Origin of the sequence: Actinoplanes flavus (genome assembly GCF_017592555.1) — a bacterium.
Lineage (GTDB): Bacteria > Actinomycetota > Actinomycetes > Mycobacteriales > Micromonosporaceae > Actinoplanes > Actinoplanes flavus.
On the sequence record NZ_JAGFNS010000019.1, the window covers coordinates 111516 to 136356 of the forward strand.

Consider the following 24841-nt stretch of genomic DNA (forward strand, 5'->3'; position numbering starts at 1 on the left):
CGCCGGTTTAGACCCACGGAGGCCGGGGTATCAGGCGGGCCTGGAGGGCAAATCGATGCTGAGCGATGATGATCGGCGCACCCTCGCCGAGCTGGAGAGCGAGCTCGAAGCCGACCCCGAGTTCGCCGCGCGGATGGCCGCGCCGGAGCCCGAGGTCCGGTTCCCCATCGTCTTCGTCCTCTGCGTCGCGCTGTTCGTCCTGGTTCCGCCGGTGATGCTGCTGTTCGGGTGGCCGGGTCTGATCATCACGGCGGACGTGTTCGCCACCGTCATCGCCGTCGTCCTGATCGCGCGGCACCGCCGGGAACGCTACCGGTGACCGGTCAGCCGGCCGTGATCGACGTCGCCGTGATGACGCCCTCGGAGTCCGCGGCGCCCTCCACCGTGACCGGCAGCCCCGAGGTGAGGGTCTCCAGGCCGGTGGTCCGGCTCACCTTCACCGTGGTGTCGCCGGCCCGGACGGTGACCGTCTCGCCGTCCGCTGTCGTCACGTAGAGCATGTCGCCGTCGACGAGCTGGACGATCCCGGTGGTGCCGCCCGCCGGCAGCGGCCGCGCGGCCGGGTGACCGCCGGCATCACCGCCCGGCCGGACCGCGTCCGGCGGGAAGACCGCCGGGCCGCCCCAACGGTCGTGGGCCTGGACGCCGGCGAGGAACCCGCCGGCCAGCAGGACCGCGCCGAGCAGCCCGATCGTGGTGCGGTTCCACCAGCGGCGCCGCGGCAGGGCTTCGGTGTCGTAGCTGGTCACAGCGGTCCTACCTCGGTCGGTGTGGCGGTCATCGCGGGCCCCTAGCCGGCACCACGACCCGCTCGCCGGGGGCCAGGCCCGCGGTGATCTGGTAGGCGTCGTCGCCCTCCAGGCCAACCTCCACCTCCCGGATCTCCGGTTTGCCGTCGCCGCCCAGGACGGTCACGGTCTTCCGGCCGCCGGCGCTGGTGACGGCCGCCGCGTCGACCATGACGGTGTTCTCCACGCTGCCGGTGACCACCGAGACCGTCACGGTCTGGCCGGGTCTGGCGTCCTCCGGCGGGTCCGGGAGGCTGACCGTGACGCCGTAGGTCACCACGTCGTCCTCGCTGGTGGCGGTCGGGGCGACGGCGGTCACCTCGCCGGTGGACTCGGCGCCGTCCAGCGCGTTCCAGGTGATGGTGGCGCTCTGGCCCTCCTGGAGCTCGGTGGCGCCGGCCTCCGGGAAACCCGCGGTGATCTGGAGCCTGGTCAGATCGGCCAGGTCGACGAACCCGCTCCCGTCCGTGGTGCCCGGCCCGCCCAGCGACCCGTTGACCGCGATCACCGTCCCGCCGGCCGGCGCCTTCAGCTTCGTCCCGGCGACCGCGGCCTCCGCCTCGTCGACGGCCAGTTCGGCCTCGGTGACGGCGTCGGCCGCCGGGCCGGTGTCGGCGCCGGCGTTCGCGGCGCGGTCCAGCGCGTCCTCGGCGGCCGCCAGGTCGGCCCGGGCCAGTTCCAGGTCACGTTCGGCGCCGGCCGGGTCGACCCGGGCCAGCAGGGCGCCGGCGCCGACCACGTCACCGACCTTCACCTTGATCGCGGTGACCGTTCCCGGTGTGGTGAAGGTGGCGGTGGCGGTGGCGGCGCTGGCCACGGCGCCGTCCGCGGACACGGTCCGGGTGACCGTGCCCTGGGTGACGGTCACCGTCCGGACGCCCGCCGCGCTCGCCCGTGCCGACCCCGAGGCGTCCCGCAACAGGGTCCAGCTCCAGAGTCCGGCAGCGGCGATCAGCAGGACCAGCAGGGCGTTCACCGCCGTGCTGGGACGGCGCAGCGCATTCACACCGTCATCATGCCTTCCGGGCGGTTCGTGATCCGGTGATCCACGGATTCCGCGATCACCGGTAACGTACGACCTGGTCGCCCTCGGTGAGACCGTCGGTGATCTCGGTGTACCGGTCGCCCCGCAGCCCGATCGTCACGGCGCGCTCGACCGTCGTTCCGCCGCCGCGCACCAGCACCGTGCCGGAGTCGCCGGAGACGTCGTGGACCGCGGTCGACGGCACCCGCAGCGCATCGTCCACGTGGCCGGTACGGATCCCGACCCGGGCGCTCTGCCCGATCAGCAGATCGCCCGGCGGGTCGTCGAGGGACACCAGCACGCCGTACCGGACCCGGGCGCCGTCCGCCGTGCCGACCGGGTCGGCCTGCACCACCTCGCCGTCGTACGTGCCGTCCGAGCCGGCCGGCGTGATGCGGGCGGGCTGGCCGGTCTCGAGGGCGGCGGCGTCGGTCTCCGGGAACGCGGCGCGGACCCGCATGGCGTACGTGTCGCCCAGGGTGACGAAGGTGGACCCGCTCTCGACCCGGTCGCCGACGCCGCCCTCGACGGCGAGCACGGTGCCGGTGAACGGCGCCGTGAGCGTCGTGCCGCGCAGTGCCGCCTCGGCCTCCCCGACCCGGTGTGCGGCCTGGTGGACCTGCTGTTCGGCGGTGAGAACCGGGTCGCCGCCGGTGGCGCACGGTCCGGCGGCCGCCGCCTTCGGCTCGGCGCAGGCGGCGCTCACCGCGACGGTCGTCGCCTCGGTGAGCCGGCTCTGCGCCTCGGACAGGGCGATCCGGGCGTCGCTCATGTCGTCGGCCGCGCCGGTGGCGTCGAGCGCGGCGAGGGTCTGCCCCTTGGTGACCCGGTTGCCGGGGCGCACCGACACCGACGCGACGGCGCCGTCCACCCCGAAGGCCAGGCCGCGGGTGGTGGCGGGTTCGACGATGCCGGTGGCGGCCACGTCCCGGGTGACCTCGCCGCGGTCGGCGGCCACGGTGGGGGCCGGTACGACGGCGTCCCTACCCTGCACCGCCAGGACGACCCCGGCGGTCACGCTGCCCGTTACCACCAGGAAGGCGCCGATCCACCGGATGCGCCGCCGCCTACCGTTTCGCCCCGATCTTCTCGTCACGATCGTAGATTGTGGTGTCCCCCGGCTCGGGATGAGCGCCGAACGGGAAGCTTGCGCAGGATCGCAGTGCCCATGCGGGAGGTCGCGGATCGAAGCGAACCCATAGGGTTCGGCCACATGAGAACGGGATTCGCGCTGTTCCTGACGGCACGTGCGGTCAGCGTCCTCGGTGACCGGGTCGCCGGTGTCGTCCTACCGCTCGCCGTGCTCGCGGGCACCGGTTCCGCCGTTTCCGCCGGTCTCGTCGCCGCCGCCCTCCAGCTGCCGTCGGTGATCGGCGCGGTGCATCTCGGTGCGCTCGTCGACCGTTTCGACCGCCGTACCCTGATGATCTGCTCCGACGTGGTGAACGCGGTGGCGTATGTCGGCATCGGCGCCGAACTCCTGCTCGCCGACGGGCGGCTGCCCGTGCTGATCGCGCTCGCGCTGGCCGCCGGGGTCGCCGACACGGTGTTCACCACGGCCTCCGGCAGCCATCTCCCGTACCTGGCCGACGAGAAGCAGCTGATGCGCGCCAACGGCCTGGTCGAGGGTTCGGACGCCGCGGCCACCCTGGCCGGCCCGGCGATCGGTGGCTGGCTCATGCAGGCGTTCGGCACCTTCACGGCGTTCCTCACCAACGCCGCCAGCTTCCTGGTCTCGGCCGTGATGATCGCCTTCCTGCCGGGCCACCGGGCCACCCCGGGCGAGGGCGAGCCGGCCGACGAGTCGGTGCTGGCCGGGCTGCGGCTGATCGGGCGCGACCGCCGGCAGCGGCTCCTGCTCACCGCGGCCGGCTACATGCACCTGCTGGCCGCCGTCGCGTACCTCCCGTTGCTCGTCCGGATGCGCGACGAGCTGGGCCTCGGCCCCCAGGTCATCGGCCTGGTGATCGCCGCGGCCGGGGTCGGCGGCCTGATCAGCGGCCTTGTCGTCGCCCGCTGGTGCGAGACCCGGCACTGGGCGCCGCTGCTGGCCGCCGTGCTCGCCGTGAACGGCGCGGCCACCGGCCTGCTCGCCGTCGCCGGCAGCGCCGTCTGGCTGGCCGCCACCGTGCTGGTCCTGGACGGGGCCTCCGCGCTGGCGTTCATCATCGTCGCCGCCACCCGCCAGCGGATCACGCTCGACCACCTCCGGGGCCGGGTCCTGGCCGCCGGCGGCGCGGTCACCGCGCTGGTCCGCATGGTCGGCGTGGTCGCGGTCGGCGCCCTCACCGACGCCCTCGGCCCCGCCCCGGTGCTCGCCGGGTTGGCGCTGGCCGGCGTCCCGTTCGTGCTCCTGCTGGTGGTCGCCGCCGGCACCCCCCGCGACGCCCCGGCCCAACCCACCACATCGTCCGTCAGCGGGTGAGCCGCCGGGAGACCGACTCCATGCCGTCGCCCACCTCGCGCGCCCGCTCGTGCAGGTCCCGCAGCACCGGCGCCGGATCGCCGTGCTCGTGGTGGGCGCGATCCTCCAGGTCCGCACAGAGCGCCGCGAACCGGTTGGCGCCCAGCGTCGCCGCCGACTCCTTGAGGCCGTGCGCCAGCCGGGCCAGGTTGCGGGTGTCGCCGTCGGCCGCCGCACGGTCCATCCGGTCGAGCACGCCGGGCAGACGGTCGGCGAAACGGTGCATGATCTCGGCGAGGCGGCGGCGGTCCGGCCCGGCGATCGCCTCGGCGCGGGCCCGGATCATGTCCGGCTCGCTGCCGGACGGTCCCGGTCCGGCGAAAGCCCCGTCGGTGTACGCGTCCGCGGACCGGACCGGCTGCGGCACCTCGCCCAGGCGCACCGTGACGGTGACCGTGGTGCCCTCTCCCGGGCGGTTCTCCGTGGTGATCCCGCCGCCCATCGCCTCGGCCAGCCGCCGCGCCAGCAGCACCCCGGCGCCGGTGTGCCGCTCGGCCGGAACACCCAGCCCGGTGTCGGCCACCGCGAACCGGATCGCGCCCCTGGCCTTCGACACGGTGACCGTGACGCCGCCGTGCCCGGTCCCGGCGACGGCCTGCCGCACCAGGGCCGTCAGGATCCGGCGTACCCACCGCTCGTCGCCGCCGGCCCGCTCCGGGCAGCCCGGCGCGAGACGGCCGGTCAGCAGCAGGCCCTTCGCCCCGGCCTCGGCGGTGACCGGCTCCAGCGCCCGCCGGACACAGTCGCGCAGCACGAACGGCCGCCGCTCCAGGACCAGGTCACCGGCCTCGGCCGCGGCCAGGTCGAGCCGGTCGCCGACCGCGGTGAGCAGCGCCGACCCACTGGCGTGCGCGGTTTCGGCCAGCGCCCGCTGCCGGCCGTCCAGGGAGGTCTCCAGCAGCAGCCCGGTCATGCCGGTGAGGGCGGTCATCGGCGTACGGATCTCCTGCCGCATCACGTCCACGAACGCCGAACCCGCCGCGTGCGCCGCGGTCGCCTCCGCCCGGGCCGTCGCGCGCGCCGCCGCACCGGCGGCCAGCGACTCGTTCCAGGCGGTGGCCAGCTCGGCCAGCTCACGGGGACCGTCCACCGGGGCGGGCCGGGCACCGCGCGCGGCGGCGGCGATCTCCCGGGCGGTCCGGCCGCAGCGCCACTCCAGCAGGCGCCCGCCGATCAGCACCACGAGCGCCGCCGCCACCGACACCCAGACGATCAGCCACCGGTTGGTCCGCGCGACGGCGCCGAGTTCCCGCAGGCCACGGTCGAGCCGTGTCTCCTCGTGCCGCCGCATCTCCTCGACGGCGGCCCGCATCCCCGCCACGTCCGCCGCCGGTGCACCCACCAGCGGCAACAGACGCTGGTACACCGGATCGGCGCCGGCCATCTCACCGAGTTCGGCGACCCGCAGCCGTACCGTGTCCCGGTCGACCGGCTCCACCTGAACGACCGCCCGCAGCTCCCCGATCCGGCTGAGCACCGCCTGGGAACGCCGGACCGTCGTCTGCGCCTGGAGGATCTCGTCGTTGCGCAGGAACCCGGTGACCCCCACCAGCGCGACCGCCGCCAGCGCGACCACGATCCCCAACCTGAGCAGGCGGCCCACCGTCCAGCTGGGCACCCCGATCCGGTCACCGGACGCCGACACGGCATTTACTCTAGGTAGTGATCAAGGAGGCTGTGGTGACTTCCGTCCTCGTGGTCGACGACGATCCGACCCTGCTGCGCCTCATCGAGACGGTGCTCCACTCGGCGGGCCTGGAGGTGGCGTCCCGCGACACCGGCGAGGCCGCCCTGCGCGCGGCCCACGCCCTGCCCGACTGCGCCGTCCTCGGCACGGGCCTCGACCACTCCGGCGCACTGGCCGCCGCCCGGCTGTGCCGTGCCATCCGCGCCGACCGGTGCACCGCCGACATCCCCATCCTGCTGCTCACCGAACAGGGCCGCGGGCTGGACGCGGCGGCCGCCTTCGACGCGGGCGCCGACGACTGCCTGGCCAGGCCCTTCACCGCCCAGGACCTCCTGTCCCGCATCGAAACCCTCACCCTCTCCGGAAAACCCTTCCCGGTACGGGCTACGCCGCCCGCAACCGCATCGCCACCGTCCCGCGGCTCCCCGCGACCACCTGCAACGCAGGCCACCGGCGCGACCGCCGGGCTCATCCGCGCCTCCGGCCCGCTCGCCGCCGATCACGTACATCAATCGCAGTAGGCGAGGGTGACGCCCAGCGGACGACGTGCCGGGCTCCTCCTGTTCCCTACCGTCGAGCCGACCCCGAACGAGGAGGCTCGATGAGCACCACCCTGACCCGCCCCCGCACCACCCGCTGGCGGCTCACCGTCTACGCCGGGCTGGCCGGCTACGTGATCGCCACCGGCGCCGCCGACCTGATCAATCCGGACTGGAGCCCGGTCGAGGCGATGGTGAGCCACTACGCGCACGCCGACGCGGGCCGGCTGATCCCGCTGGCGCTGCTGAGCCTGGCCGTCGCCTCCGCCGCCCTGCTGCACCGGCTCACGTCCGGCCACGAACCGGGACCCACACCCGGACCGCGACGGACGGCGGGCGGGAAGGCGGCGACGGTCCTGTTCGCGGTGTGGATCGCGGCCCTCGTCCTGGGCGCTCTGTTCCCCACCGATCCCTACGGCCAGTGGGACCGCCCGCCGAGCACGTCCGGCATGATCCACGGCCTGGCCGCCCTGCTCGCCTTCACCAGCCTTCCGGCCGCCGCCGTCCTGTTCACCCGCGTCTGGCGCCGTGACCCACGTCGGCGGCCCGCCGCCCGGCGGCTCACCGTCACCGCCGTCCTCACCGTGATCGCCTACCTGGTCCTGGTCGTCGCGTTCATGGACGTCCAGGGCAGCCGGGCGCTGACGTTCGGCCCGTGGGAGAGCCTCGTCGGCCTGATCGAGCGCCTGACCCTGTGGAGCTACGTGGCATGGCTGGCCGTCGCGGCCCATGCCACCCGCCGCTGACCCCGCGGGCGAGCGGGATCACGAGTCGAGGACGAGGACGTGCAGGTGGCGGGGGCCGTGGACGCCTTCGACCCGGTTCAGTTCGATGTCACTGGTCGCCGACGGGCCACTGATCCAGGTCAGGGGGCGGCGCGGGTCGAGGCGGGCGATCGCGTCCGGCACCGAGGCGACCACCTGGTCCGGGCGCAGCACGCAGACGTGCACGTCCGGCAGCAGGGTGATGACGCGCCGCCCCTGGTCGGGTGAGCCGTCGAGGACGATGGTTCCGGTCTCGGCGACGGCGACGGCCGCCGCGGTGAGGACGGCGCCGGCCGCGGCGATGCGCTCGGGGGTGAGTCCGTCGTCGGCGAAGGAGCCTTCCGGACGCCATTCCGCGGGCAGCCCGGGCGGCACGAGCACCGCGCCGCCCTCCCCGGCGAGCCGCGCCGCGGTGGCCGCCACCTCACCGGCGCCGACCCGATGGACCTCGGCCTTGTAGTCGGCCAGCCGATCGATCAGCACGTCGAGGTCGGCGGTGTTCGTCCCGGCCGGCCGGTAGTCACGCGGCACCTCGGCAGCGACGGGCGCGTCCCGCAGCGCGGCCCGGATCCGGTCCAGGATCAACTCCCGCGAGGTGCTCATGACGGGTCCCCAGGGAAGGCCCGGACGGGGCGCGAACCGATGCTCATCGCTGGGCCCACCAATCGCGGAAGGTCTGTTCCGGGAATTCGGGAAGGTCGCGACCGGCCGTCCAGCCGGACAGCGGCGGCGGCAGCCCCCGCCCGCGCCGTCCCGCGATCCGCGCCATCTTGGCCGCCCGCTGGGCGTACGCGTAGAGGCGGGGCCGGCTCATGGTGTAGGCGGCGGCCGCCATGGCCGCCCTCTCGGCGGGTGGGTGCGGCGCCTTGTCGCGCAGGTGCACCAGCATCGACGGGATATCGATCTTGACTGGGCAGGCGTCGAAGCAGGCCCCGCAGAGCGACGACGCGTACGGCAGGGAGGCGTTGTCCTCGATGCCGGTGAGCTGGGGTGACAGCACCGCCCCGATCGGCCCCGGGTAGACCGACCCGTACGCGTGGCCGCCGGTCCGCTCGTAGACCGGGCACACGTTGAGGCAGGCCGAGCAGCGGATGCAGTGCAGCGCCTGCCGGCCCACGGTGTCGGCGAGGACCGCGCTGCGCCCGTTGTCGAGCAGCACCAGGTGGACGTTCTGCGGCCCGTCGCCGGGGGTGACGCCGGTCCACATGGTGGTGTACGGGTTCATCCGCTCACCGGTCGACGCCCGCGGCAGCAGTTGCAGGAAGACTTCCAGGTCACGCCAGGTGGGCAGCACCTTCTCGATGCCCATCACGGTGATCAGCGTGTCCGGCAGGGTGAGGCACATCCGCCCGTTGCCCTCGGATTCGACGACACCGAGGGTGCCGGTCTCGGCGATGGCGAAGTTGGCCCCGCTGACCGCCACGGAGGTGGACAGGAACGTCTCCCGCAGGTAGCGCCGGGCGGCCGCGGCCAGCACCGGCGGGTCGTCGGTCAGCTCCGGGTCGACCCCGGGCATGGCCCGCAGGAAGATCTCCCGGATCTCGGACCGGTTCCGGTGGATGGCCGGGACCAGGATGTGGCTGGGTTTGTCGTCGCCGAGCTGCACGATCAGTTCGGCGAGGTCGGTCTCGACGGGGGTGATCCCGGCGTCCTCCAGGGCCTCGTTGAGCCCGATCTCCTGGGTGGCCATCGACTTGACCTTGATGACCCGTTCGGAGCCGGCCCGCCGGACCAGGTCGGTGACGATCCGGTTGGCCTCGTTGGCGTCGGCGGCCCAGTGCACGACGCCGCCGGCCTCGGTGACCCGCGATTCCAACTCGGCAAGGAGGTCGGGGAGCCGGGACATCACGTCGGCCTTGATCGCCGATCCGGCGTCGCGCAGCCGCTGCCAGTCCGGCAGTTCGGCGATCACCCGGCCGGACTTGCCGCGGATCGTGGTGGTGGCGTGCCGCAGGTTGCGCCGCAGCTGCGAGTCACCGAGGGCGTCGTGGGCGGCGCGGGGGAACGGCTGGTCACCGCGCAGGTGCCCGACGCCGCGCGGCGCGGTGGCCGGCATCCCGAGGAAGGTGGTCATGTGGACTCCGTCGAGGCCAGGATCTCGGCGAGGTGGACGGTCCGCACCCCGGTACGCAGGCGGGACAGCCCGCCGCCGATGTGCATGAGGCAGGAGCTGTCGCCGGCCGTGCACACGTCCGCCCCGGTGGACACGATGTTCGTCATCTTGTCGGCCAGCATGGCGGTGGACGTCTCCGCGTTCTTGAGCGCGAAGGTGCCGCCGAACCCGCAGCACTGTTCCGCCGCGGGCAGCTCCACCAGGTCGAGGCCGCGCACCTGGCGCAGCAGCCGCAGCGGCTTGTCACCGACCCGGATCATCCGCAGCGAGTGGCAGGTCGGGTGGTAGGTGACCCGGTGCGGGTAGTAGGCCCCCACGTCCTCGATCTTCAGCACGTCGACGAGCAGTTCGGACAGTTCGTAGGTGCGGGCGGCCACGGATGCGCTGCGGGCGGCGAGTCCGGCGTCGCCGTGGGACGACGCGACCATGGCGTGCTGGTGACGGATCGAGCCGGCGCAGGATCCCGACGGCGCGACGATCACCTCGTACCGGTCGAAGGTTTGCGCATATCGCCTGATCAGCGGTAACGCTTCCGTCTGATAGCCGGTGTTGACGTGCATCTGCCCGCAGCAGGTCTGGTCGAACGGGAACACCACCTCGTGCCCGAGCCGTTCGAGCAGCCGCACCGTGGCCTTGGCCGCCTCCGGGAAGAGCGTGTCGGCCAGGCAGGTGGCGAAGAACGCGATCCGCACCTCTCACCTCCCCACTCGTGCGGCCGCGGCGTCCCAGTCCGTCGTGGAGCCGCCCGGCGTGTAGCGCACGATGCGTTGAGTCTCGCGCACCAGACCCCGCATCGCATCCAGTCCGCCGTCGACCACGCCGGCGGCGCGGGCCTGCACCAGCAGGTTGCCGATGGCGGTGGCCTCGACCGGCCCGGCCAGCACCGGCAGCCCGCAGGCGTCCGCGGTCAGCTGGCAGAGCAGTTCGTTGAGCGCGCCGCCGCCGACCAGGTGCACCACCGAGACGGACCGGCCGGCGAGTTCCTGGGCCTGGCGCAGCGCGCGCCGTTGCGCGAGCGCCAGGCTGTCCAGGACGCAGCGCACGATCGTCGCCCGTCTCGCGTCGGCGGGGAGCCCGGCCGCCTTGCGCAGCCGGCCCTCCATGTCGCCGGGCGGCAGGAACAGCGGGTCGTCGAGGTCGACCACGTGGGCGAGGCCCGGCTCGGCGGCCGCCGCTCGCAGCAGCTCGGGCAGGGCGGGTGAGTTCCATTCGCGCAGGCACTCCTGCAGCGGCCACAGTCCCATGACGTTGCGCAGGTAGCGGATGGTGCCGTCGACGCCGCCCTCGTTGGTGAAGTTCGCCTGCCGCGACTGCGGAGTCAGCACCGGCCGGTCCAGCTCCAGGCCGACCAGTGACCAGGTGCCGCAGGAGATGTAGGCGAAATCGGCCCCCGAGGCGGGCACGGCCACCACCGCGCTGGCCGTGTCGTGCGATCCGACCGCCACCACGGGCGTGCCCTCGTGGTAGCCGATGGTCGACCCGGGATGCCGCACCGGCGGCAACAGCTCGGCGCGCAATCCCAGCTCACCGATCAGATCAAGAGCCCAATCCCGGGTACGCACATCGAGCAGCCCGGTGGTGGAGGCGTTGGTGTACTCCGCGCCGATCTCCCCGGTCAGCCAGTAGGCCAGCAGGTCGGGGATCAGCAGGAGCCGGCGCGCCAGCCCGTACTGCGCGGTCGGTTCGGCGGCGAGCAGCTGGTAGACCGTGTTGAACGGCAGCTTCTGGAGCCCGCACACGTCGTACCGGTCCTTGATCCGCTCGGCGACGCCGTCGGTGCGGCCGTCCCGGTAGTGGACCGGGTTGCCGAGCAGGGCCCCGTCGGCGTCGAGCAGCCCGTAGTCGACGGCCCACGAGTCGATGCCGATGCCGCGCACCGGCCCGGCGGCTTTCAGGCCGTCGAGCACCCCCCGGTACAGCGACAGGATGTCCCAGTGCAGGGTGCCGCCGACGCGCACCGGCTCGTTCGGGAACCGGTGCACCACGTCGAGGCCGAGCCCGCCGTCGCGGAAGCGGCCGACGACGACGCGCCCGGACGACGCGCCGAGGTCGACGGCGGCGAAGGAGGAGCTCATCGCAGGAAGGCCGCGGCGACGCCCGCGTCGACGGGGATGTGCAGGCCGGTGGTGTGGGTGAGGTCGCCGCCGGTGAGCGCGAAGACGGCGTTGGCGATGTGCTCGGGGAGCACCTCGCGCTTGAGCAGGGTCCGCTGGGCGTAGAACTCGCCGAGTTTCTCCTCCGGCACCCCGTAGACGGCGGCCCGGTCGGCGCCCCAGCCACCGGCGAAGATGCCGGAGCCGCGGACCACCCCGTCCGGGTTGATGCCGTTGACCCGGATGCCGTGCGGGCCCAGCTCGGCCGCCAGCAGCCGGACCTGGTGCGCCTGATCGGCCTTGGCCGCGCCGTACGCCACGTTGTCGGGCCCCGCGAAGATCGAGTTCTTGCTGGCGATGTAGACGATGTCGCCGCCCATGCCCTGCGCGATCAGCACCCGCGCGGTCTCCCGCGACACCAGGAACGAGCCCTTCGCCATCACGTCGTGTTGCCGGTCCCAGTCGCGGGCCGTGGTGTCCAGCAGCGACTTCGACAGCGACAGGCCGGCGTTGTTGACGACGAGATCAACCCCACCGAAGGCCAGAACCGCCTCCTGTACGGCGTTCGCGACGCCGACCTCATCGGTGACGTCGAGGCTCACCGCCACCGCCACGTCCGGCCCACCGATCTCGGCGGCCACCGTGGCGGCGGCCCCGGTGTCCCGGTCGCTGACCACCACGCAGGCGCCCTCGGCCGCGAGGCGCAGCGCGATGGCCCGGCCGATGCCCGAACCCGCGCCGGTGACCAGCGCGATCCGGGTCGCCAGCGGCTTCGGTTTCGGCATCCGCTGGAGCTTGGCCTCCTCGAGGGCCCAGTACTCGATCCGGAACTTCTCGGCCTCGTCGATCGGCGCGTACCGGGACACCGCCTCGGCGCCGCGCATCACGTTGATCGCGTTGACGTAGAACTCGCCGGCCACCCGGGCGGTCTGCTTGTTCGCCCCGAAGGAGAACATGCCCACGCCCGGGACCAGCACGATCGCCGGGTCGGCGCCGCGGATCGCCGGGCTGTTCGCGGTGGCGTGCCGCTCGTAGTAGCCGCGGTAGTCCGCCCGGTACGCCTCGTGCAGCTCCCTGAGGCGGGCGACCACCTCGTCCAGGGCCGCGTCCGGGGCGGTGTCCACGACCAGCGGTTTGACCTTGGTGCGCAGGAAGTGGTCGGGGCAGGAGGTGCCGAGGGCGGCCAGTTCGGCCAGGCGCTGCGAGCCCACGAAGTCCAGCACCACGTCGCTGTCGGTGAAGTGCCCGACCTGGGGACGGTCGGTGGAGGCGAGGCCCCGGATCACCGGGAACAACGCGGCGGCGCGCTCACGGCGTACGCCCGTGGGAAGGGGTCGATGGATCGTCGCGCCGAAGGGCGCGTTGCGGCCGTGCTCCGCGATGTAGGCCGCGGCGGTGTCGATGATCTCCCGCGAGTGGGCCTCGCACTCGTCGCTTGTCGCGCCCCACGCGGTGATCCCGTGGCCGCCCAGGATGACGCCGATGGCCTGCGGGTTGGCCCGGTGGGCGGCGGCGATGTCCAGGCCGAGCTGGAAGCCGGGCCGGCGCCAGTCCACCCAGAGCACACGGTCGCCGAAGATCTCCTTGGTCAGCGCCGGCCCGTCGGCGGCGGTGGCGATCGCGATGCCGGCGTCCGGGTGCAGGTGGTCCACGTGCGGGGCGTCGACCAGGCCGTGCATGGCGGTGTCGATGCTGGGCGCGGCCCCGCCCTTGCCGTGCAGGCAGTAGTCGAAGGCGGCGACCATCTCGTCCTCGCGGTCGATGCCCGGGTAGACACCGGTGAGCGCGCGCAGCCGGTCGAGGCGCAGGACGGCCAGGCCCTTCTCGGTCAGCGTGCCGAGGTCGCCGCCGGAGCCCTTCACCCACACCAGGTCGACCGATTCACCGGTGACCGGGTCGGTGCCGGCGCCCTTGGCGGACGTGTTGCCGCCGGCGTAGTTGGTGGTCCGCGGATCCGCGCCGAGGCGGTTCGAGCGGGCGATGAGCTCGGAGACTGCGGGGTTGGTCATGGGCGTCCGCTCTTCGTTCGATGTGAAACGTTTCAGAGACACCGGTAGATTACGGCCGCCACTCACCCCCGGTCAAGAGCCCGGCTGACTCCCGTCCCGCACCGCGGCGAGGACCTGACGGCTGAGCTCCAGCTCGTCCTCGTACGCCGCCGGGTCGTCCCGTTTCAGATCCAGGTAGATGCGGACCGACTCCTCGGCCGAGGCCAGCACCGCCGACCGGGAGGCGTCGGCACGCAGGCCGGCTCGCGCGTGCGCGCCCAGAGCCCGGGCCAGGGAGAGCCGATGCGCCATCGGGTTCACGGCCGCGACCTCCCGGACGACGCCGACCGCCTCCTCGGCGGCCCGCAGCGCCTCCCGCCCGTCGCCGGCCAGCTCGTGCCAGAGAGCGAGCTGCAGCAACGAGCCCGCGAGGTCGGCCTGATGGACGGCCGGGTTCGCCGCGGCCAGCCGGCGCCGGATGCCGATCGCCTCCCCGGTCATGGCCAGCGCCTCGGGTATCCGCCCCACCGTCGCCAGCAGACCGCCGCGATTGTTCAGCATCGTCGCGAAGTGGTGCTGGTACGCGGCCGGGTCGCGGGCGGTCAGCTCACGGTAGAGGTGCAGGCACTCGTCGGTGGCCGCCAGCGCCTCGCCGTAACGGCCCAGGGTGCCCAGACGGTTGCCGAGGTTGCACAACGCCTCGGCCAGACTGGCCCGGTAGGCGGCCGGGTTGGCGGCATCCAGCCGCCGCAGCAGCCGCACCGACTCCGTACCCGGCGGCAACGCCTCCCCGGCCCGCCCGGCAGTCCAGAGATACAGCCCCAGGTTGTTCAGCGCCTGCGCCAGACCGGGCAGGTGTGCGGCCGGATTCCCGGCGGCCAGCCGGCGCATCAGCACGACCGCCTCCTCGGCCGGCTCCAGCGCGTCGCTCGTCGCCGCCGACTCGTACCGTGCGGCGCCGAGGTTGATCAGCGCCCGGGCGAGCAGGTCCTCGTAGGCCTCCGGATTCGCGGCGGCGAGCCGCCGATAGATGGCGATCCCCTCCTCCGCCGCCGCCAGCGACTCGGCGAAACGGCCGGTCGCGCTCAGCGCGAGCCCGAACATGCCCAGCGCCTTGGCCAGGTCCGGCGAGTACGCCAACGGATCGGCATCGGCCAGTTGCCGGCACAGGTCGACCGCCTCGCTCAGGTCCGACAGCGCCGCCCCGGCACTGCCGCTCCACAGAAGCGACAGGCCGACGTTCACGAGGGCCGCCGCGAGCCTCTGCCGGTGCGCGGCCGGGTCGGTGACCGCCAGCCGCCGCAGCAGTCGCACCGCCTCCCCTCCGAAGGCGATCGCGTCGTCTCTCCGGCCCAGCTCCAGGGTGATCAAGGATGCGTTGAGAAGCGCCTGCGACAGAGCGGGTTCGAAAGCGTCCGGATTGGCCTCCACCAGCCCCTGGTACAGCGAAACCGCCTCCTCCGTCGCCAGCAGGGCATCCTCCCGCCGGCCGATCTCCATGAGCAGAAGACCCAGATTGATCAACGAAATCGCCAGGTCGGGCAGGAAGACCGCCGGATCCGCCGCGGCGAGCCGCCGATGCAGGCCGACAGCCTCCTCCACCGCCGACAGAGCGGCCGCCCGGCGCCCGAGCCGTTGCAGACCGAAACCGAGATTGCTCAGCGAACCCGCGAGCACCGGCCACAGCTGTGCGCCGCCACTCTCGACCAGCTCCCGGTAGACGGCGACGGCCTCCTCAGCCGGGGCCCGGCCGTCGCGCCCCAGATGCGCCAGCACCAGGCCCAGACTGTCCAGCACGCGAGCGAGCCGGATCCGCTGCTGCACATCGGCGGAATCCGCCTGACGCTGCAGAGCAACCGCCTCCTCCGCCAGCGGCAGCGCCTCGGCGTGACGGCTCAGAGCCCGCAGGGCATGCACGGCCACGATCAGCGCGTCGACGAACTCCGGTCTCCAGGCTTCCCGGCCCGACTCACGAAACAGGACGGCGGCCCGGTCCGCGGAACGCCACGCGTCCTCGTTACGGCCGGCGTTGAGCAGCTTGACCGCGTGGGCCAGCAGACCGCGTGCCCGAGCGGCGGGATCGGCGGTCCCGGCCAGCCGGTGCCCGGTCAGGACCGTGCTGATCGCCGCGGCCGCCACGTCCAGGTCGATGTGCCGGTGCGGTGGGAGCAGCTTCTGGATCGGTTCCAGGACCTCCGGGTCGATGCCGGGAATCTCGGCCAAGCGGGTCAGCATGGCTCCGCCCGCCGCGATCGCCAGCTCGGGGCGCTGCCGGATCAGCGGGTAGAGCAGCTCGGTGGCAACGTGCGGCCAGCGGCGCGCTGTCTCCACCAGCACGGTCAGTGCCGCCCCGGACCAGGGCGCACCCTCCCCCGGATCCCTCTCCCGCGACTCCCCCTTCCTCAGCTCCCCGCTCTCCAGCTCCCCGCTCCCCGGCTTTCCCCTTCCCGGCGCGCCCGTCAGCAGCGACGCCGCGGTCAACGTCCAGTCGTCGGTGAGCCCACCGCCACGGTCGTGGCCCGGGACGGAGAGGGCGATCAGGTCCTCGCCGAGCCGGTCCGGGTGCAGCGGCTCCAGCACGGTCCGTGAATCGGCCGACGGATAGCAGGCCCGGTGGTCGTCGATCAGCCGGTCCCCACCGTCGAGCCCGGCCTGCCGCAGCGCCTCCCGGGCGTCCGGGCGGGCCAGCGCCCCGGTCAGCGTGGCCGTCCACACCGTCCGGTGCATCACCTCCGGCGGCGTGACCAGCGGGTTCTCGGCGCGGGCGTGCATGTGGTGCCAGTGCGCGGCCTCCCGGCGCAACAGGTAGGCGGAGACCGCCTCCGGTCCGGCCGGGGTGTCGTCGCCGTGCCACCGCGCGTCGACCGCCGCGAGGGCCGCCATGTGCACGGCCAGCACCTGCCCGAACCGGTCGTCACCCAGCCCCGAGGGCAGCGGCCAATCGGTGTCGACGACGGCCGCGAGCCGATCATCGCCCGGCCCCGGCGGCCGGACGGTGTCGCCGGGGCCGAGGACGGCGGCGAACCGCCCGGCCGCGGCGGCGTACAGGCTGGCCCGGTCGGCGGACAGCGACGGCAGCGCGACGTCACCGGTCGGCACGGTCAGGTCGCTCTCCACCCGGTCGGCCAGAGCCGGCCACCAGTAGCCGGAGGAGCGGGCCAGCAACAGCACCCGCACCACCGACGACGTCGCCGCGCTCAACTGCTGGAGCTGGGTGATCAGGGTGAGCAGCGCGGACGGCGGCCACCGGTCGGCGTAGTCGACCACCGCGAGCACCGGTCCGCCGGGCAGATCCACCCGGGACCCGGGCAGCGGCGTGGGTGTGTGCAGCACCCGCCAGACCGTCCAGCCGTCCGCCGCGCAGCGGTCGGCGACCTCCCCGGCCAGCCGGGTCTTGCCCTGCCCGCCCGGGGCGTGGATCAGCCGGACCGCGAGCGGCGCCTCCCCGGCGAGCCATCCGGCCAGATCGGACAACATCCCGTCGCGGCCGGTGAACGGAACGATCCGATGCCGGGCCAGCAGCATCCGGCTGGGTTGCGCCCGGGCGTCGGCGGCGGACAGCGGCACGGCCCGAACCATCTCCTGGGCCACTCGGTAGGGCGGCCGGTCGAGGCTGATCGTCACGTCACCCCGGACACCCTGCACCATCACCACGTCGCCGAACACGACACTGCCGGAGATCGACTGGATGCCGTGCCTCGCCGGCCACCAACGGCGCCTGATACCCATCGATACATTCTGCGATCACCCGTCCATCGACGGGGCCCATCGAAGCGCCGAACGAGGCGTGACGTTCGTAGGAGCCGCCGGGGCCGGGTGGCGCCTACGATCACGCGATGCGCTCCGAGACGACGGTGATCCGGGAGAAGACGGCCGCCGACGACGCGGCCTGTGCCGCCCTGCTGCGGCGGGTGCACGCCCGCGACGGCTACCCGCTGTTCCTGCCGCCGGAGGACGTGGCCGGCTTCCTCCGGCCGGAATCCGAGCGGATCGCCTGGGTGGCCGAGCACGACGGCGGGATCGTCGGCCACGTCGCCCTGCACTGCCCGCCGGAGGATCCGACCCTGTCCGCGGCGTCCACGGCGACCGGCCTGCCGCCGGACCGGCTGGCCCTGCTGGCGCGCCTGTTCACCGCCCCGGAGGTACGCCGTGCGGGTCTCGGCCGTGCCCTGCTGCGGCACGCCACCGGCCACGCCCCGCTGCTGGGCCGCCGCGCGGTCCTGGACGTGGGGATGTCGCTGCCGAAGGCGGTCGCCCTCTACGAGTCGGAGGGCTGGTCGCGGGCCGGGGAGCTGCACATCCCGCTGGACGAGGGCCCGATGCTGGACCTCTGGGTCTACGTGAGCCCCTGACGGATGTCGCGCAGCCGCCGCCGGATCGCGTCGTCCGCCCCGGCGATGTCGGCGGCGGTGCCCGTGCTGAGCAGGCGGCCGCCGTTGATCAGCTCGTCGAGCCGGGCGATCAGCTCCGCGTCCGGGCCGAGCAGGTCCGCCAGCAACTCGGCGACGTCGACGACGTCGTCAGGGCTCACGGCCGACAGCAGCGCGCGCAGGGTGGGCAGGGCCGTCGTGCTGTCACCGGTGGCGGCCACGGTCACGACCGCGGCCAGGATCTGCGCGCGCCGGTCGGGGCCGTGCATCGGCTCGCCCGTCAGGCAGGCGCGGGCGGCCGGCACGGCGGGCATCAGATCGGCGCCGGCGTCCAGCAGCGGCGGCCGCACCGGATACGGCGGCCTCGGCGGGATCAGCCCGCGCAGCCCCTGCTGCCCCACGGAGCCGAACGCCCCGTCCAGCGCGGCCAGCAGCAGGCCCGGGTTTCCGGTCAGCCGCCGGATCGCGGCGGCGGCGTCGATGTCACCGTCGTCAGCGATCCCCCAGAGGTACGGCATCATCTCCGGTCCGGCGTGGCCGATCCGGGCGAGCGCTCCCGCCGCGATCGACCCGGTCTCCGGAAGAAGAGCGATCAGATCCGGTACGGCGTCCGCCGCCCGTGGCCCCCAGGACGCGACGACGTCGATCAGACGGACGTGCTGGGCCAGACGGGCACGGACCGCCGCCAGCACCTCCGGGGTGAAGGTGGCGCGGCGCGGGGAGGCGAGGTGCGGTCCGAGGTGGACCCACCGTGGATCGCCCCGCCACTGGAGAGTTTCGACGGTCTCGCGCTCCGGGTTGGTCGCGGCGGCGGCGCCGTCCGGTATGCGGTTCATCGCGAACAGGGCGGGCACGGCCGCCGCGGTCGCCGGATGGACGGTGCCCTGGTGGTGGATCCGCGCCAGGATCCCGGCCGTCTGGTCCGGCCCATGCCGGCCGCTGGGCCGTAGGCGTGGCCGAGGGATGCCCAGTCGGTCATCGGGGCACCCGGCCGCCGTGCCAGGAGCGCCACAGGGCCGCGTAGGGGCCGTCGGCGGCGACCAGGTCGTCGTGGCGGCCGAGTTCGATGATGCGGCCGTCGTCCATGACGGCGACCCGGTCGGCGTCGTGGGCGGTCTGGAGGCGGTGGGCGATCGCGATGACGGTCCGTTCGTGCAGGACGGCGGCGAGGGCGCGCTCGGCGGTCCGGGCGGCGGTCGGGTCGAGCAGCGCGGTCGCCTCGTCGAGGATGACCGTGTGCGGGTCGGCGAGGACCACCCGGGCCAGCGCCAGCTGCTGGGCCTGTGCCCCGTCGAGGGGGTGTTCGCCGAGGTCGCGGTCGAGGTCGTCGGCCCAGTCGGCGCCGACCGTGCGCAATGCCTCGCGCAGCCGTTCGTCGGGGGCGGCGACCATCAGGTTGGCGCGCAGCGTGTCCTGGAAGACATGGTGCTCCTGGGTGACCAGGACGACGTGGCGGCGCAGCTCGTCCGGTGGCAGGTCGGCGATCGGCACGCCGCCGACCGTGACGGTGCCGGAGGTGGGCCGGTCGACGCCGGCGATGAGGCGGCCCAGGGTGGACTTGCCGGCGCCGGAGAGGCCGACGACGGCGAGACGCTCGCCGGGGCGGACGGTCAGGGCGACGTCGTGCAGGACGTCACGGCCCCGGTCGTACGCGTACCGGACGTCGGTGACCTCGATCCGCTCGTCGGCGGGCGCCCGTTCGTCCGGCGGGGGCGGCGCCGGCACCGAGCCGAGGCCCTCGATGCGGGCGAAGGACGCGGCGCCGGCCTGCAACTGGTCGAGGAAGATCAGGATGCCGTCCAGCGGGCCGACCAGCTGCCGCAGGTAGAGCACGGCCGCGGCCACGGTGCCGATGCTGACCCGGCCGTCGATGTGCATCAGCCCGCCGAGGGTGAGCACGAGGACCGCCGGGATCGCGTACGACGACTCGGCCAGCGGGAAGAACACGCTGCGCAACCCGAGCGTGAACAGTCTCGTGCGCCGGGTCTCGGCGATCGCCGCATCACCGGCCGCGATCCGCCGCGCGTGCAGGCCGAACGCCTCGATCGTGCGGGCGCCGCCGGTGGTGTTGGCGAGTTCGTCGGCGAGCCGGGAGGCGGCCTCGCCCTCGGCGAGGTACGCGTCGCGGGCCCGCCGCAGGAACCACCGCGTCACGAACCAGATTCCGGAGAACCCGATCACGCCGACCACGCCGAGCAGCGGGTCGAGCACCACCACGGCCACGATCAGGAAGGCGATCTGCACGACGCCCACGAAGATCGGCGGCAGCAGGTCGCGCAGCGCGTTGGCCACACTGTCGACGTCGGTGCTGCCGCGGGCGGCGAGGTCACCGGCGGGCACCCGTTCGACCACGGCGGCGGGCAGGCCGAGCACCCGCCGCAGGAACGTCTCCCGGATCCGGGCGGCGGTGCGTTCGCCGAACCGGTAGGCGGCGGCCAGCGCGTACCGGGCCAGCAGGGTCTGGGCGAGGGCGCACAGGAGCACCGCGCCGGCCAGCCGGTCCACCTCACCGGCCCCGCCGCCGGCGGACACCGTGTCGATGACCCGGCCCAGCAGCGCCGGCCCGCCGAGCCCGGCCACCGCGGCCAGCGAGGCGATGACCAGGAACCCGGCGACGGCCCGCGCGTCCGCGCTGATCAGCCGCCGGGCGGCGCGGGACACGTCGCGGCGCGAGGCGACCGGCAGCAGGGTGCTCATTCGTCACTTCCGAAGGCGCGGGTGACCAGTGCCCGGTAGCCGGGTTCGGACCGCAGCAGCTCGGCGTGGGTGCCGGTGGCGGCGACCCGGCCGCCGACCAGGTAGTGCACGGTGTCGGCCCGGTCCAGCAGCACCGGCGAGGTGGTGGCCAGGACGGTGCCGCGGCCGGCGCGGGCGGTGCTGAGCCGGTCGGCGATCGCGGCCTCGGTGTGCGCGTCGACGGCCGAGGTGGGTTCGGCGGCGAGCAGCATCTCCGGGTCGGCGTAGACGGCGCGGGCCAGCCGGACCCGCTGCCGCTGTCCGCCGGACAGGTTGCGCCCGCCCCAGTCGACCGGCCGGTCCAGGTCGGCGCCGACGTCGTGGGCGACCGCGATGTCCAGCGCCCGGCGGACCCGGTCGTCGTCCGGCTCGCCCGCGCCGGCGACCACCTCGCGCAGTGGGCCGGCGAACAGGTGGGCGTCGTGCTCGGCGACCAGGATCCGGGCCCGGATCTCCGGCTGGGCGATGCCGGCGAGCGGCCGGCCGCCCCAGGTGGCGTCGCCGGCCCGGTAGCGGCCGAGGCGTTCCAGGACGGCCGCCGAGTCGGCCGGGCGGTCCGAGGCGAGGGCGGTCAGCCGGCCGGGTTCGGCGCACACCCCGGACTCCGGGTCGTGCAGGACGGCCGGGCCCGGCGGGGCGGGGTCGCCGGACGGATCGTCGGCGGGCAGGCGCAGGAAGTCGGTGACCCGGCGGGCCGCGATCACGCCGCGGGTGACGTCGAAGCCGACGAAGATGAACACGCTCACCGGGATGACCAGCATGGCGGTGTAGCCGTACACCGCCACCAGCTGGCCGACGGTCAGCCCGCCGGTGACCGCCAGCCGGGCGGCCAGCCAGATCACCACCGCGAGGTACACCACCGGGAGGCCCTCGCCGAGCGCGCCGATCCAGGCGGACGGGCCGCCGACCCGGTAGCCGACGTCGCGCAGCCCGGCCGACTCCCGTTCGTACCGCGCCTGGTGGGCCTCCTTGCCGCCCAGGCCGTTGAGCACGCGCAGGCCGCCGACCACGTCGACGAGCCGCCCGTTGAGCCGGCCCTGATGCTCGCGGTAGTGGCCGCCGGCCCGCTGGGCTCGGCGCAGCAGCGGCCCGATGACCAGCGCCAGCGCCGGCACGCCGGCGACCACGACCAGCGCGAGCAGCCCGGAGATCCGCTGGAGCAGGAACGCGATCACGCCGACCGCGACGACCGAGGCCACCCCGACGCCGCCCGCGTTCATCGCCCGGCCGACCGTCCACACGTCGGAGATGCCGATGGTGACGACCTCACCGGCGGTGACCCGGCGGGGCAGGGCCGCGCCGAGCCGGGTGGCGTGGGTCATCACCAGGTCGACGGTGCGCAGTGCGGCGGCCAGCCGCAGCTTCGTCATGCTCCGGTGCCGCATGATCCCCAGGCCGGCGCTGGCCACCCCGACGATCAGCACCACCGCGGCCCAGGCGAGCAGCACGCCGGGGCGGCGCGGCGCGAGGCCGCGGTCGATCGCCTGCGAGATGAGGTACGGCGTGACGGCCAGGCTGACGAACCACAGTGTCCCGAACAGCGCGCCGAGCGCGACCCGCCCCTTCACCTGCCGAGCCAGCCACCACAGGTACCGAACCGGACCACGCGCATCCACCACGCCGACATGCTGCCGTAAAACCGGGGAGAGATGTCACCCGATTTCCACCGGCCGGCGCGTGCGCTCCCGCAGCGTCGCGAACACCGTCAGGGCCGCGACCACGGCGAACCCGGCCGCCAGGGTGACCGCGGCGCTGAGCCCGTCGGCATAGGAATTCCGCTGATGGAAGAACGAGCCGTAGACCGCCACGCCGAACGCGAAGCCCAGTTGCCGGAACGTGTTCAGCGCGCCGCCGGCCATGCCGCTGCGCTCCGGCGGTACGGCGGCCAGCACCGCCGACGACAGCACCGGCAGCACCGCGCCGACGCCCAGCCCGACCAGCATCAGCCCGGGGATCAGCACCGCCGCCCCGGAGCCGTCGCCGACCATCGACTGGGCCAGGTCACCGGCCGCGATCACCAGCAGCCCGGCGCCGATCACCAGTCCCGGCCGGGCCCGTTGCAGCGCGTGCCCGCCGAGGGCGCCGACCAGCAGCGCGGCGCCGCTCGTCGGCAGCGCGCCGAGCAGCCCGGCGTCGACCGGCCCGTGCCCGAGGACGCGTTGCAGCCAGGTGGTGGTGTAGGGCAGGTAGGCGAACGCGGCCGCCTGGCACAGGAACGCCGCCACGATCAGCCCGGTGAACCCGCTGTCGCGGAACAGCCGCAGGTCCAGCATCGGGTCGTCGGACCGGTGCTCCACCAGCACGAACAGGCCCATCCCGGCTAGGCCCAGCGCGATCGGCAGCAGCACCGACGGTGCGGTCCAGCCGTCGTCGGCGGCCCGGATCAGCCCGTAGGTGGCGGCCGTCACGGCCAGGGTGAAGGTCACCGTGCCCGGCAGGTCGAACCGGCTCGCCCGCCCGGCCCGCGACTCGGCGACGTGCCGCAGCGTGAGCACCACGGCGGCCACACAGACCGGCAGGTTGACCAGGAAGATCCAGCGCCAGCCGAGGTGCTCGGTGAGCAGTCCGCCGGCCAGCGGTCCGGCCGCGGTGGCCACGCCGTTGACCGCGCCCCAGACACCGAACGCCACACCGCGGTCCCGGCCACGGTAGGTGACGTTGAGGATGGCCACGGTGGTGGCGTACATGGCGGCGCCTCCGGCGCCCTGCAGGACCCGGGCCGCGACCAGGGCGGGCACGTTCGGCGCGAGCGCGCACAACAACGACGAGACCGCGAAGATCAACAGCCCGATGAGGTACGTCGCGCGGCGCCCGTGGCGATCGGCCAGCGAACCGGCGCCCAGCAGGAGGGCGGCCAGCGCCAGGGCATAGCCGTCGAGAACCCAGGCCAGGTCGTGCGGGTCGGCGTTCAGTCGGGTGGCGATGCTCGGCAGCGCGACCACCACGATGGTGACGTCCACGAGCAGCAGAAAGGTGCCGAGACAGACGGCGACCAGCGGAAACCATTTACGCATGCGCCACAGAATCCGGGGTGTCCGCTCGTTCGTACCATGTATCGAGCTCTTCTTGGCGCTTCTCGACATCTGGCTAGGATCAGATGATGGAAATCGACACGCTGGATCGGCGCATCGTGCACGCGCTGCGGATCGACGGCCGCGCCGGATGGCGCGAGATCGGCGCGGTGCTCGGCGTCTCCGACCAGACCGTGGCCCGCCGCTACCGCCGCCTGCGCGAGAACGCCGGGGTCCGGGTGGTCGGCATCCCCAACCCGATCCGGCTGGGCTACGAGATGTGGACCCTGCGCCTGCACACCGCCCCCGACCGCGCCGTCCCCCTGGCCGAGGCGCTGGCCCGGCGTGGCGACACCGGCTGGGTGAGCCTCTTCTCCGGCGGCACCGAGATCACCTGCCAGGTCCGCATCCCGGCACACGCCGACCGGGAGGCCCTGCTCCTACAGCGCCTGCCCCGCACCCCCGGCCTGATCTCGGTGAGCGCCCACTGCCTCATCCACCAGTACGTCGGCGGCGCGGTCGGCCCGGACCGCCGCGACGACGCCCTCACCCCCGCCGAGATCGCCGCCCTCATCCCCGTCGACGGCCCGCAACCGCAGGACACCCCGCCGTCCCCGCACGCCCTCACCCCCGCCGACCGCCCGCAACCGCAAGACGCCCCGCCGCCCCCGCACGCCCTCACCCCCGCCGACCGCCCGCAACCGCAGGACACCCCGCCGCCCCCGCACGCCCTCACCCCCACCGACCGCCCGCAACCGCAAGACACCCCGCCGCCCCCGCTCGTCCTGTCCACCGCCGACGAGGCGCTGCTGGAGGCGCTCGGCCGGGACGGCCGGGCCGGCTACACGGACCTGGCCGCCGCGACCGGCTGGCCCGAGTCGACGGTCCGCCGCCGGATGCGTGAGCTGCGCCGGTCCGGTGCCCTCTACTACGACGTCGAGGTCCGCCCACTGGTCTTCGGCTTCAGCGCCGCGGTGATGCTGTGGGTCACCGTGGCGCCGGCCCGGCTGGCGGCGGTCGGCGCCGCCCTGGCCGGTCACGAGGAGGTGGTCTTCGCGGCCGCCACCACCGGCGCCACGAACCTGATGGCAACCGTGATCTGCCGCGACATGGCGGCCTTCTACCGCTACCTCACCGAGCGGGTCAGCGGCCTCGACGGCGTCGACCGGGTGGAATCCACCCCGTTGTTACGGCACGTGAAACAACTCGGACCGGCCGTCCCATCGATGTGAATTCCCGGTTACACCTGGCGTGAGAGGCAACT

General features: G+C 74.0%; 20 protein-coding genes. 6 read left to right on the forward strand and 14 right to left on the reverse strand.

The window, feature by feature from the left end; all coding sequences use genetic code 11:
- Positions 1–55: 55 nt before the first annotated feature.
- The gene (locus J5X75_RS27190; protein ID WP_208470345.1) at positions 56–319 is read left to right on the forward strand and encodes a DUF3040 domain-containing protein; all 264 of its coding nucleotides are present in this window, start codon (positions 56–58) and stop codon (positions 317–319) included.
- A gap of 4 nt (positions 320–323) precedes the next feature.
- Here J5X75_RS27190 and J5X75_RS27195 read toward each other — a convergent pair whose 3' ends face one another.
- The 3 genes from J5X75_RS27195 to J5X75_RS27205 are packed head-to-tail and all read right to left on the reverse strand — an operon-like array spanning position 324 to position 2908.
- On the reverse strand, positions 324–749 hold the full coding sequence (locus J5X75_RS27195) for a hypothetical protein (protein WP_208470346.1): 426 nt from the start codon (positions 747–749) through the stop codon (positions 324–326).
- Between the two features lie 28 nt (positions 750–777).
- Positions 778–1794 carry an efflux RND transporter periplasmic adaptor subunit gene (locus J5X75_RS27200; protein WP_208470347.1) on the reverse strand — a complete coding sequence of 339 codons (1017 nt, stop codon included), beginning with the start codon at positions 1792–1794 and terminating at the stop codon, positions 778–780.
- Between the two features lie 55 nt (positions 1795–1849).
- Positions 1850–2908, reverse strand: a complete 1059-nt coding sequence (locus tag J5X75_RS27205; protein WP_208470348.1) for an efflux RND transporter periplasmic adaptor subunit — start codon at positions 2906–2908, stop codon at positions 1850–1852.
- Between the two features lie 117 nt (positions 2909–3025).
- Here J5X75_RS27205 and J5X75_RS27210 point away from each other — a divergent pair, with 117 nt between their 5' ends.
- The gene (locus J5X75_RS27210) at positions 3026–4237 is read left to right on the forward strand and encodes an MFS transporter (RefSeq protein ID WP_208470349.1); all 1212 of its coding nucleotides are present in this window, start codon (positions 3026–3028) and stop codon (positions 4235–4237) included.
- On the opposite strand, the gene J5X75_RS27215 is transcribed toward J5X75_RS27210, so the two are convergent.
- Positions 4227–5921 (reverse strand): ATP-binding protein, encoded by a 1695-nt coding sequence (locus J5X75_RS27215; protein ID WP_307798281.1) that lies wholly within the window; start codon positions 5919–5921, stop codon positions 4227–4229. The genes J5X75_RS27210 and J5X75_RS27215 overlap by 11 nt on opposite strands.
- 35 nt (positions 5922–5956) lie before the next feature.
- Here J5X75_RS27215 and J5X75_RS27220 point away from each other — a divergent pair, with 35 nt between their 5' ends.
- Positions 5957–6484, forward strand: coding sequence for a response regulator (locus tag J5X75_RS27220; RefSeq protein ID WP_208470350.1), 528 nt, complete (start codon positions 5957–5959; stop codon positions 6482–6484).
- Between the two features lie 80 nt (positions 6485–6564).
- A complete protein-coding gene (locus J5X75_RS27225) occupies positions 6565–7248 on the forward strand; it encodes a DUF998 domain-containing protein (protein ID WP_208470351.1) in 684 nt (227 codons plus the stop codon).
- Between the two features lie 18 nt (positions 7249–7266).
- Here the strand turns inward: J5X75_RS27225 and J5X75_RS27230 are convergent, their stop codons facing one another.
- The 6 genes from J5X75_RS27230 to J5X75_RS27255 all read right to left on the reverse strand — a co-directional run bounded on the left by J5X75_RS27230 (position 7267) and on the right by J5X75_RS27255 (position 17189).
- Positions 7267–7869, reverse strand: coding sequence for a LutC/YkgG family protein (locus J5X75_RS27230; RefSeq protein ID WP_208470352.1), 603 nt, complete (start codon positions 7867–7869; stop codon positions 7267–7269).
- Positions 7870–7912: 43 nt separating this feature from the next.
- A complete protein-coding gene (locus tag J5X75_RS27235; RefSeq protein ID WP_208470353.1) occupies positions 7913–9340 on the reverse strand; it encodes a LutB/LldF family L-lactate oxidation iron-sulfur protein in 1428 nt (475 codons plus the stop codon).
- Complete coding sequence (locus tag J5X75_RS27240) at positions 9337–10071, reverse strand: (Fe-S)-binding protein (RefSeq protein WP_208470354.1); 735 nt, start codon at positions 10069–10071, stop codon at positions 9337–9339. Before J5X75_RS27240 ends, J5X75_RS27235 begins: the two co-directional genes overlap by 4 nt.
- Positions 10072–10074: 3 nt before the next feature.
- The gene (locus J5X75_RS27245) at positions 10075–11454 is read right to left on the reverse strand and encodes a rhamnulokinase (RefSeq protein WP_208470355.1); all 1380 of its coding nucleotides are present in this window, start codon (positions 11452–11454) and stop codon (positions 10075–10077) included.
- Positions 11451–13481 carry a bifunctional aldolase/short-chain dehydrogenase gene (locus tag J5X75_RS27250; RefSeq protein ID WP_208470356.1) on the reverse strand — a complete coding sequence of 677 codons (2031 nt, stop codon included), beginning with the start codon at positions 13479–13481 and terminating at the stop codon, positions 11451–11453. The genes J5X75_RS27245 and J5X75_RS27250 overlap by 4 nt, the downstream gene beginning before the upstream one ends.
- 72 nt (positions 13482–13553) lie before the next feature.
- Entirely contained in the window at positions 13554–17189 is a 3636-nt protein-coding gene (locus J5X75_RS27255) for a tetratricopeptide repeat protein (RefSeq protein ID WP_208470357.1), read from the reverse strand.
- Between the two features lie 107 nt (positions 17190–17296).
- Between J5X75_RS27255 and J5X75_RS27260 the strand changes: the two genes are divergently transcribed.
- Positions 17297–17812 carry a GNAT family N-acetyltransferase gene (locus J5X75_RS27260; RefSeq protein WP_208470358.1) on the forward strand — a complete coding sequence of 172 codons (516 nt, stop codon included), beginning with the start codon at positions 17297–17299 and terminating at the stop codon, positions 17810–17812.
- Here the strand turns inward: J5X75_RS27260 and J5X75_RS27265 are convergent.
- From J5X75_RS27265 to J5X75_RS27280, 4 genes are all read right to left on the reverse strand, one after another.
- Positions 17797–18666: a hypothetical protein gene (locus tag J5X75_RS27265; RefSeq protein ID WP_208470359.1), complete on the reverse strand. Its 870-nt coding sequence runs from the start codon at positions 18664–18666 to the stop codon at positions 17797–17799. The genes J5X75_RS27260 and J5X75_RS27265 overlap by 16 nt on opposite strands.
- Before the next feature lie 139 nt (positions 18667–18805).
- On the reverse strand, positions 18806–20527 hold the full coding sequence (locus J5X75_RS27270; RefSeq protein WP_208470360.1) for an ABC transporter ATP-binding protein: 1722 nt from the start codon (positions 20525–20527) through the stop codon (positions 18806–18808).
- Positions 20524–22182 carry an ABC transporter ATP-binding protein gene (locus tag J5X75_RS27275; protein WP_307798291.1) on the reverse strand — a complete coding sequence of 553 codons (1659 nt, stop codon included), beginning with the start codon at positions 22180–22182 and terminating at the stop codon, positions 20524–20526. Before J5X75_RS27275 ends, J5X75_RS27270 begins: the two co-directional genes overlap by 4 nt.
- Before the next feature lie 36 nt (positions 22183–22218).
- Positions 22219–23580: an MFS transporter gene (locus J5X75_RS27280; RefSeq protein WP_208470361.1), complete on the reverse strand. Its 1362-nt coding sequence runs from the start codon at positions 23578–23580 to the stop codon at positions 22219–22221.
- A gap of 86 nt (positions 23581–23666) precedes the next feature.
- Between J5X75_RS27280 and J5X75_RS44655 the strand changes: the two genes are divergently transcribed.
- Complete coding sequence (locus J5X75_RS44655; protein ID WP_238489440.1) at positions 23667–24809, forward strand: Lrp/AsnC family transcriptional regulator; 1143 nt, start codon at positions 23667–23669, stop codon at positions 24807–24809.
- Positions 24810–24841: the final 32 nt, after the last annotated feature.

Coding starts and splice junctions, on each gene's coding strand:
- J5X75_RS27190 (WP_208470345.1), top strand. CDS start 56: ATGCTGAGCGATGATGATCGGCGCACCCTCGCCGAGCTGGAGAGCGAG.
- J5X75_RS27210 (WP_208470349.1), top strand. CDS start 3,026: ATGAGAACGGGATTCGCGCTGTTCCTGACGGCACGTGCGGTCAGCGTC.
- J5X75_RS27225 (WP_208470351.1), top strand. CDS start 6,565: ATGAGCACCACCCTGACCCGCCCCCGCACCACCCGCTGGCGGCTCACC.
- J5X75_RS27230 (WP_208470352.1), bottom strand. CDS start 7,869: ATGAGCACCTCGCGGGAGTTGATCCTGGACCGGATCCGGGCCGCGCTG.
- J5X75_RS27235 (WP_208470353.1), bottom strand. CDS start 9,340: ATGACCACCTTCCTCGGGATGCCGGCCACCGCGCCGCGCGGCGTCGGG.
- J5X75_RS27245 (WP_208470355.1), bottom strand. CDS start 11,454: ATGAGCTCCTCCTTCGCCGCCGTCGACCTCGGCGCGTCGTCCGGGCGC.
- J5X75_RS27250 (WP_208470356.1), bottom strand. CDS start 13,481: ATGACCAACCCCGCAGTCTCCGAGCTCATCGCCCGCTCGAACCGCCTC.
- J5X75_RS27255 (WP_208470357.1), bottom strand. CDS start 17,189: ATGGGTATCAGGCGCCGTTGGTGGCCGGCGAGGCACGGCATCCAGTCG.
- J5X75_RS27260 (WP_208470358.1), top strand. CDS start 17,297: ATGCGCTCCGAGACGACGGTGATCCGGGAGAAGACGGCCGCCGACGAC.
- J5X75_RS27265 (WP_208470359.1), bottom strand. CDS start 18,666: ATGAACCGCATACCGGACGGCGCCGCCGCCGCGACCAACCCGGAGCGC.
- J5X75_RS27270 (WP_208470360.1), bottom strand. CDS start 20,527: ATGAGCACCCTGCTGCCGGTCGCCTCGCGCCGCGACGTGTCCCGCGCC.
- J5X75_RS27280 (WP_208470361.1), bottom strand. CDS start 23,580: ATGCGTAAATGGTTTCCGCTGGTCGCCGTCTGTCTCGGCACCTTTCTG.
- J5X75_RS44655 (WP_238489440.1), top strand. CDS start 23,667: ATGGAAATCGACACGCTGGATCGGCGCATCGTGCACGCGCTGCGGATC.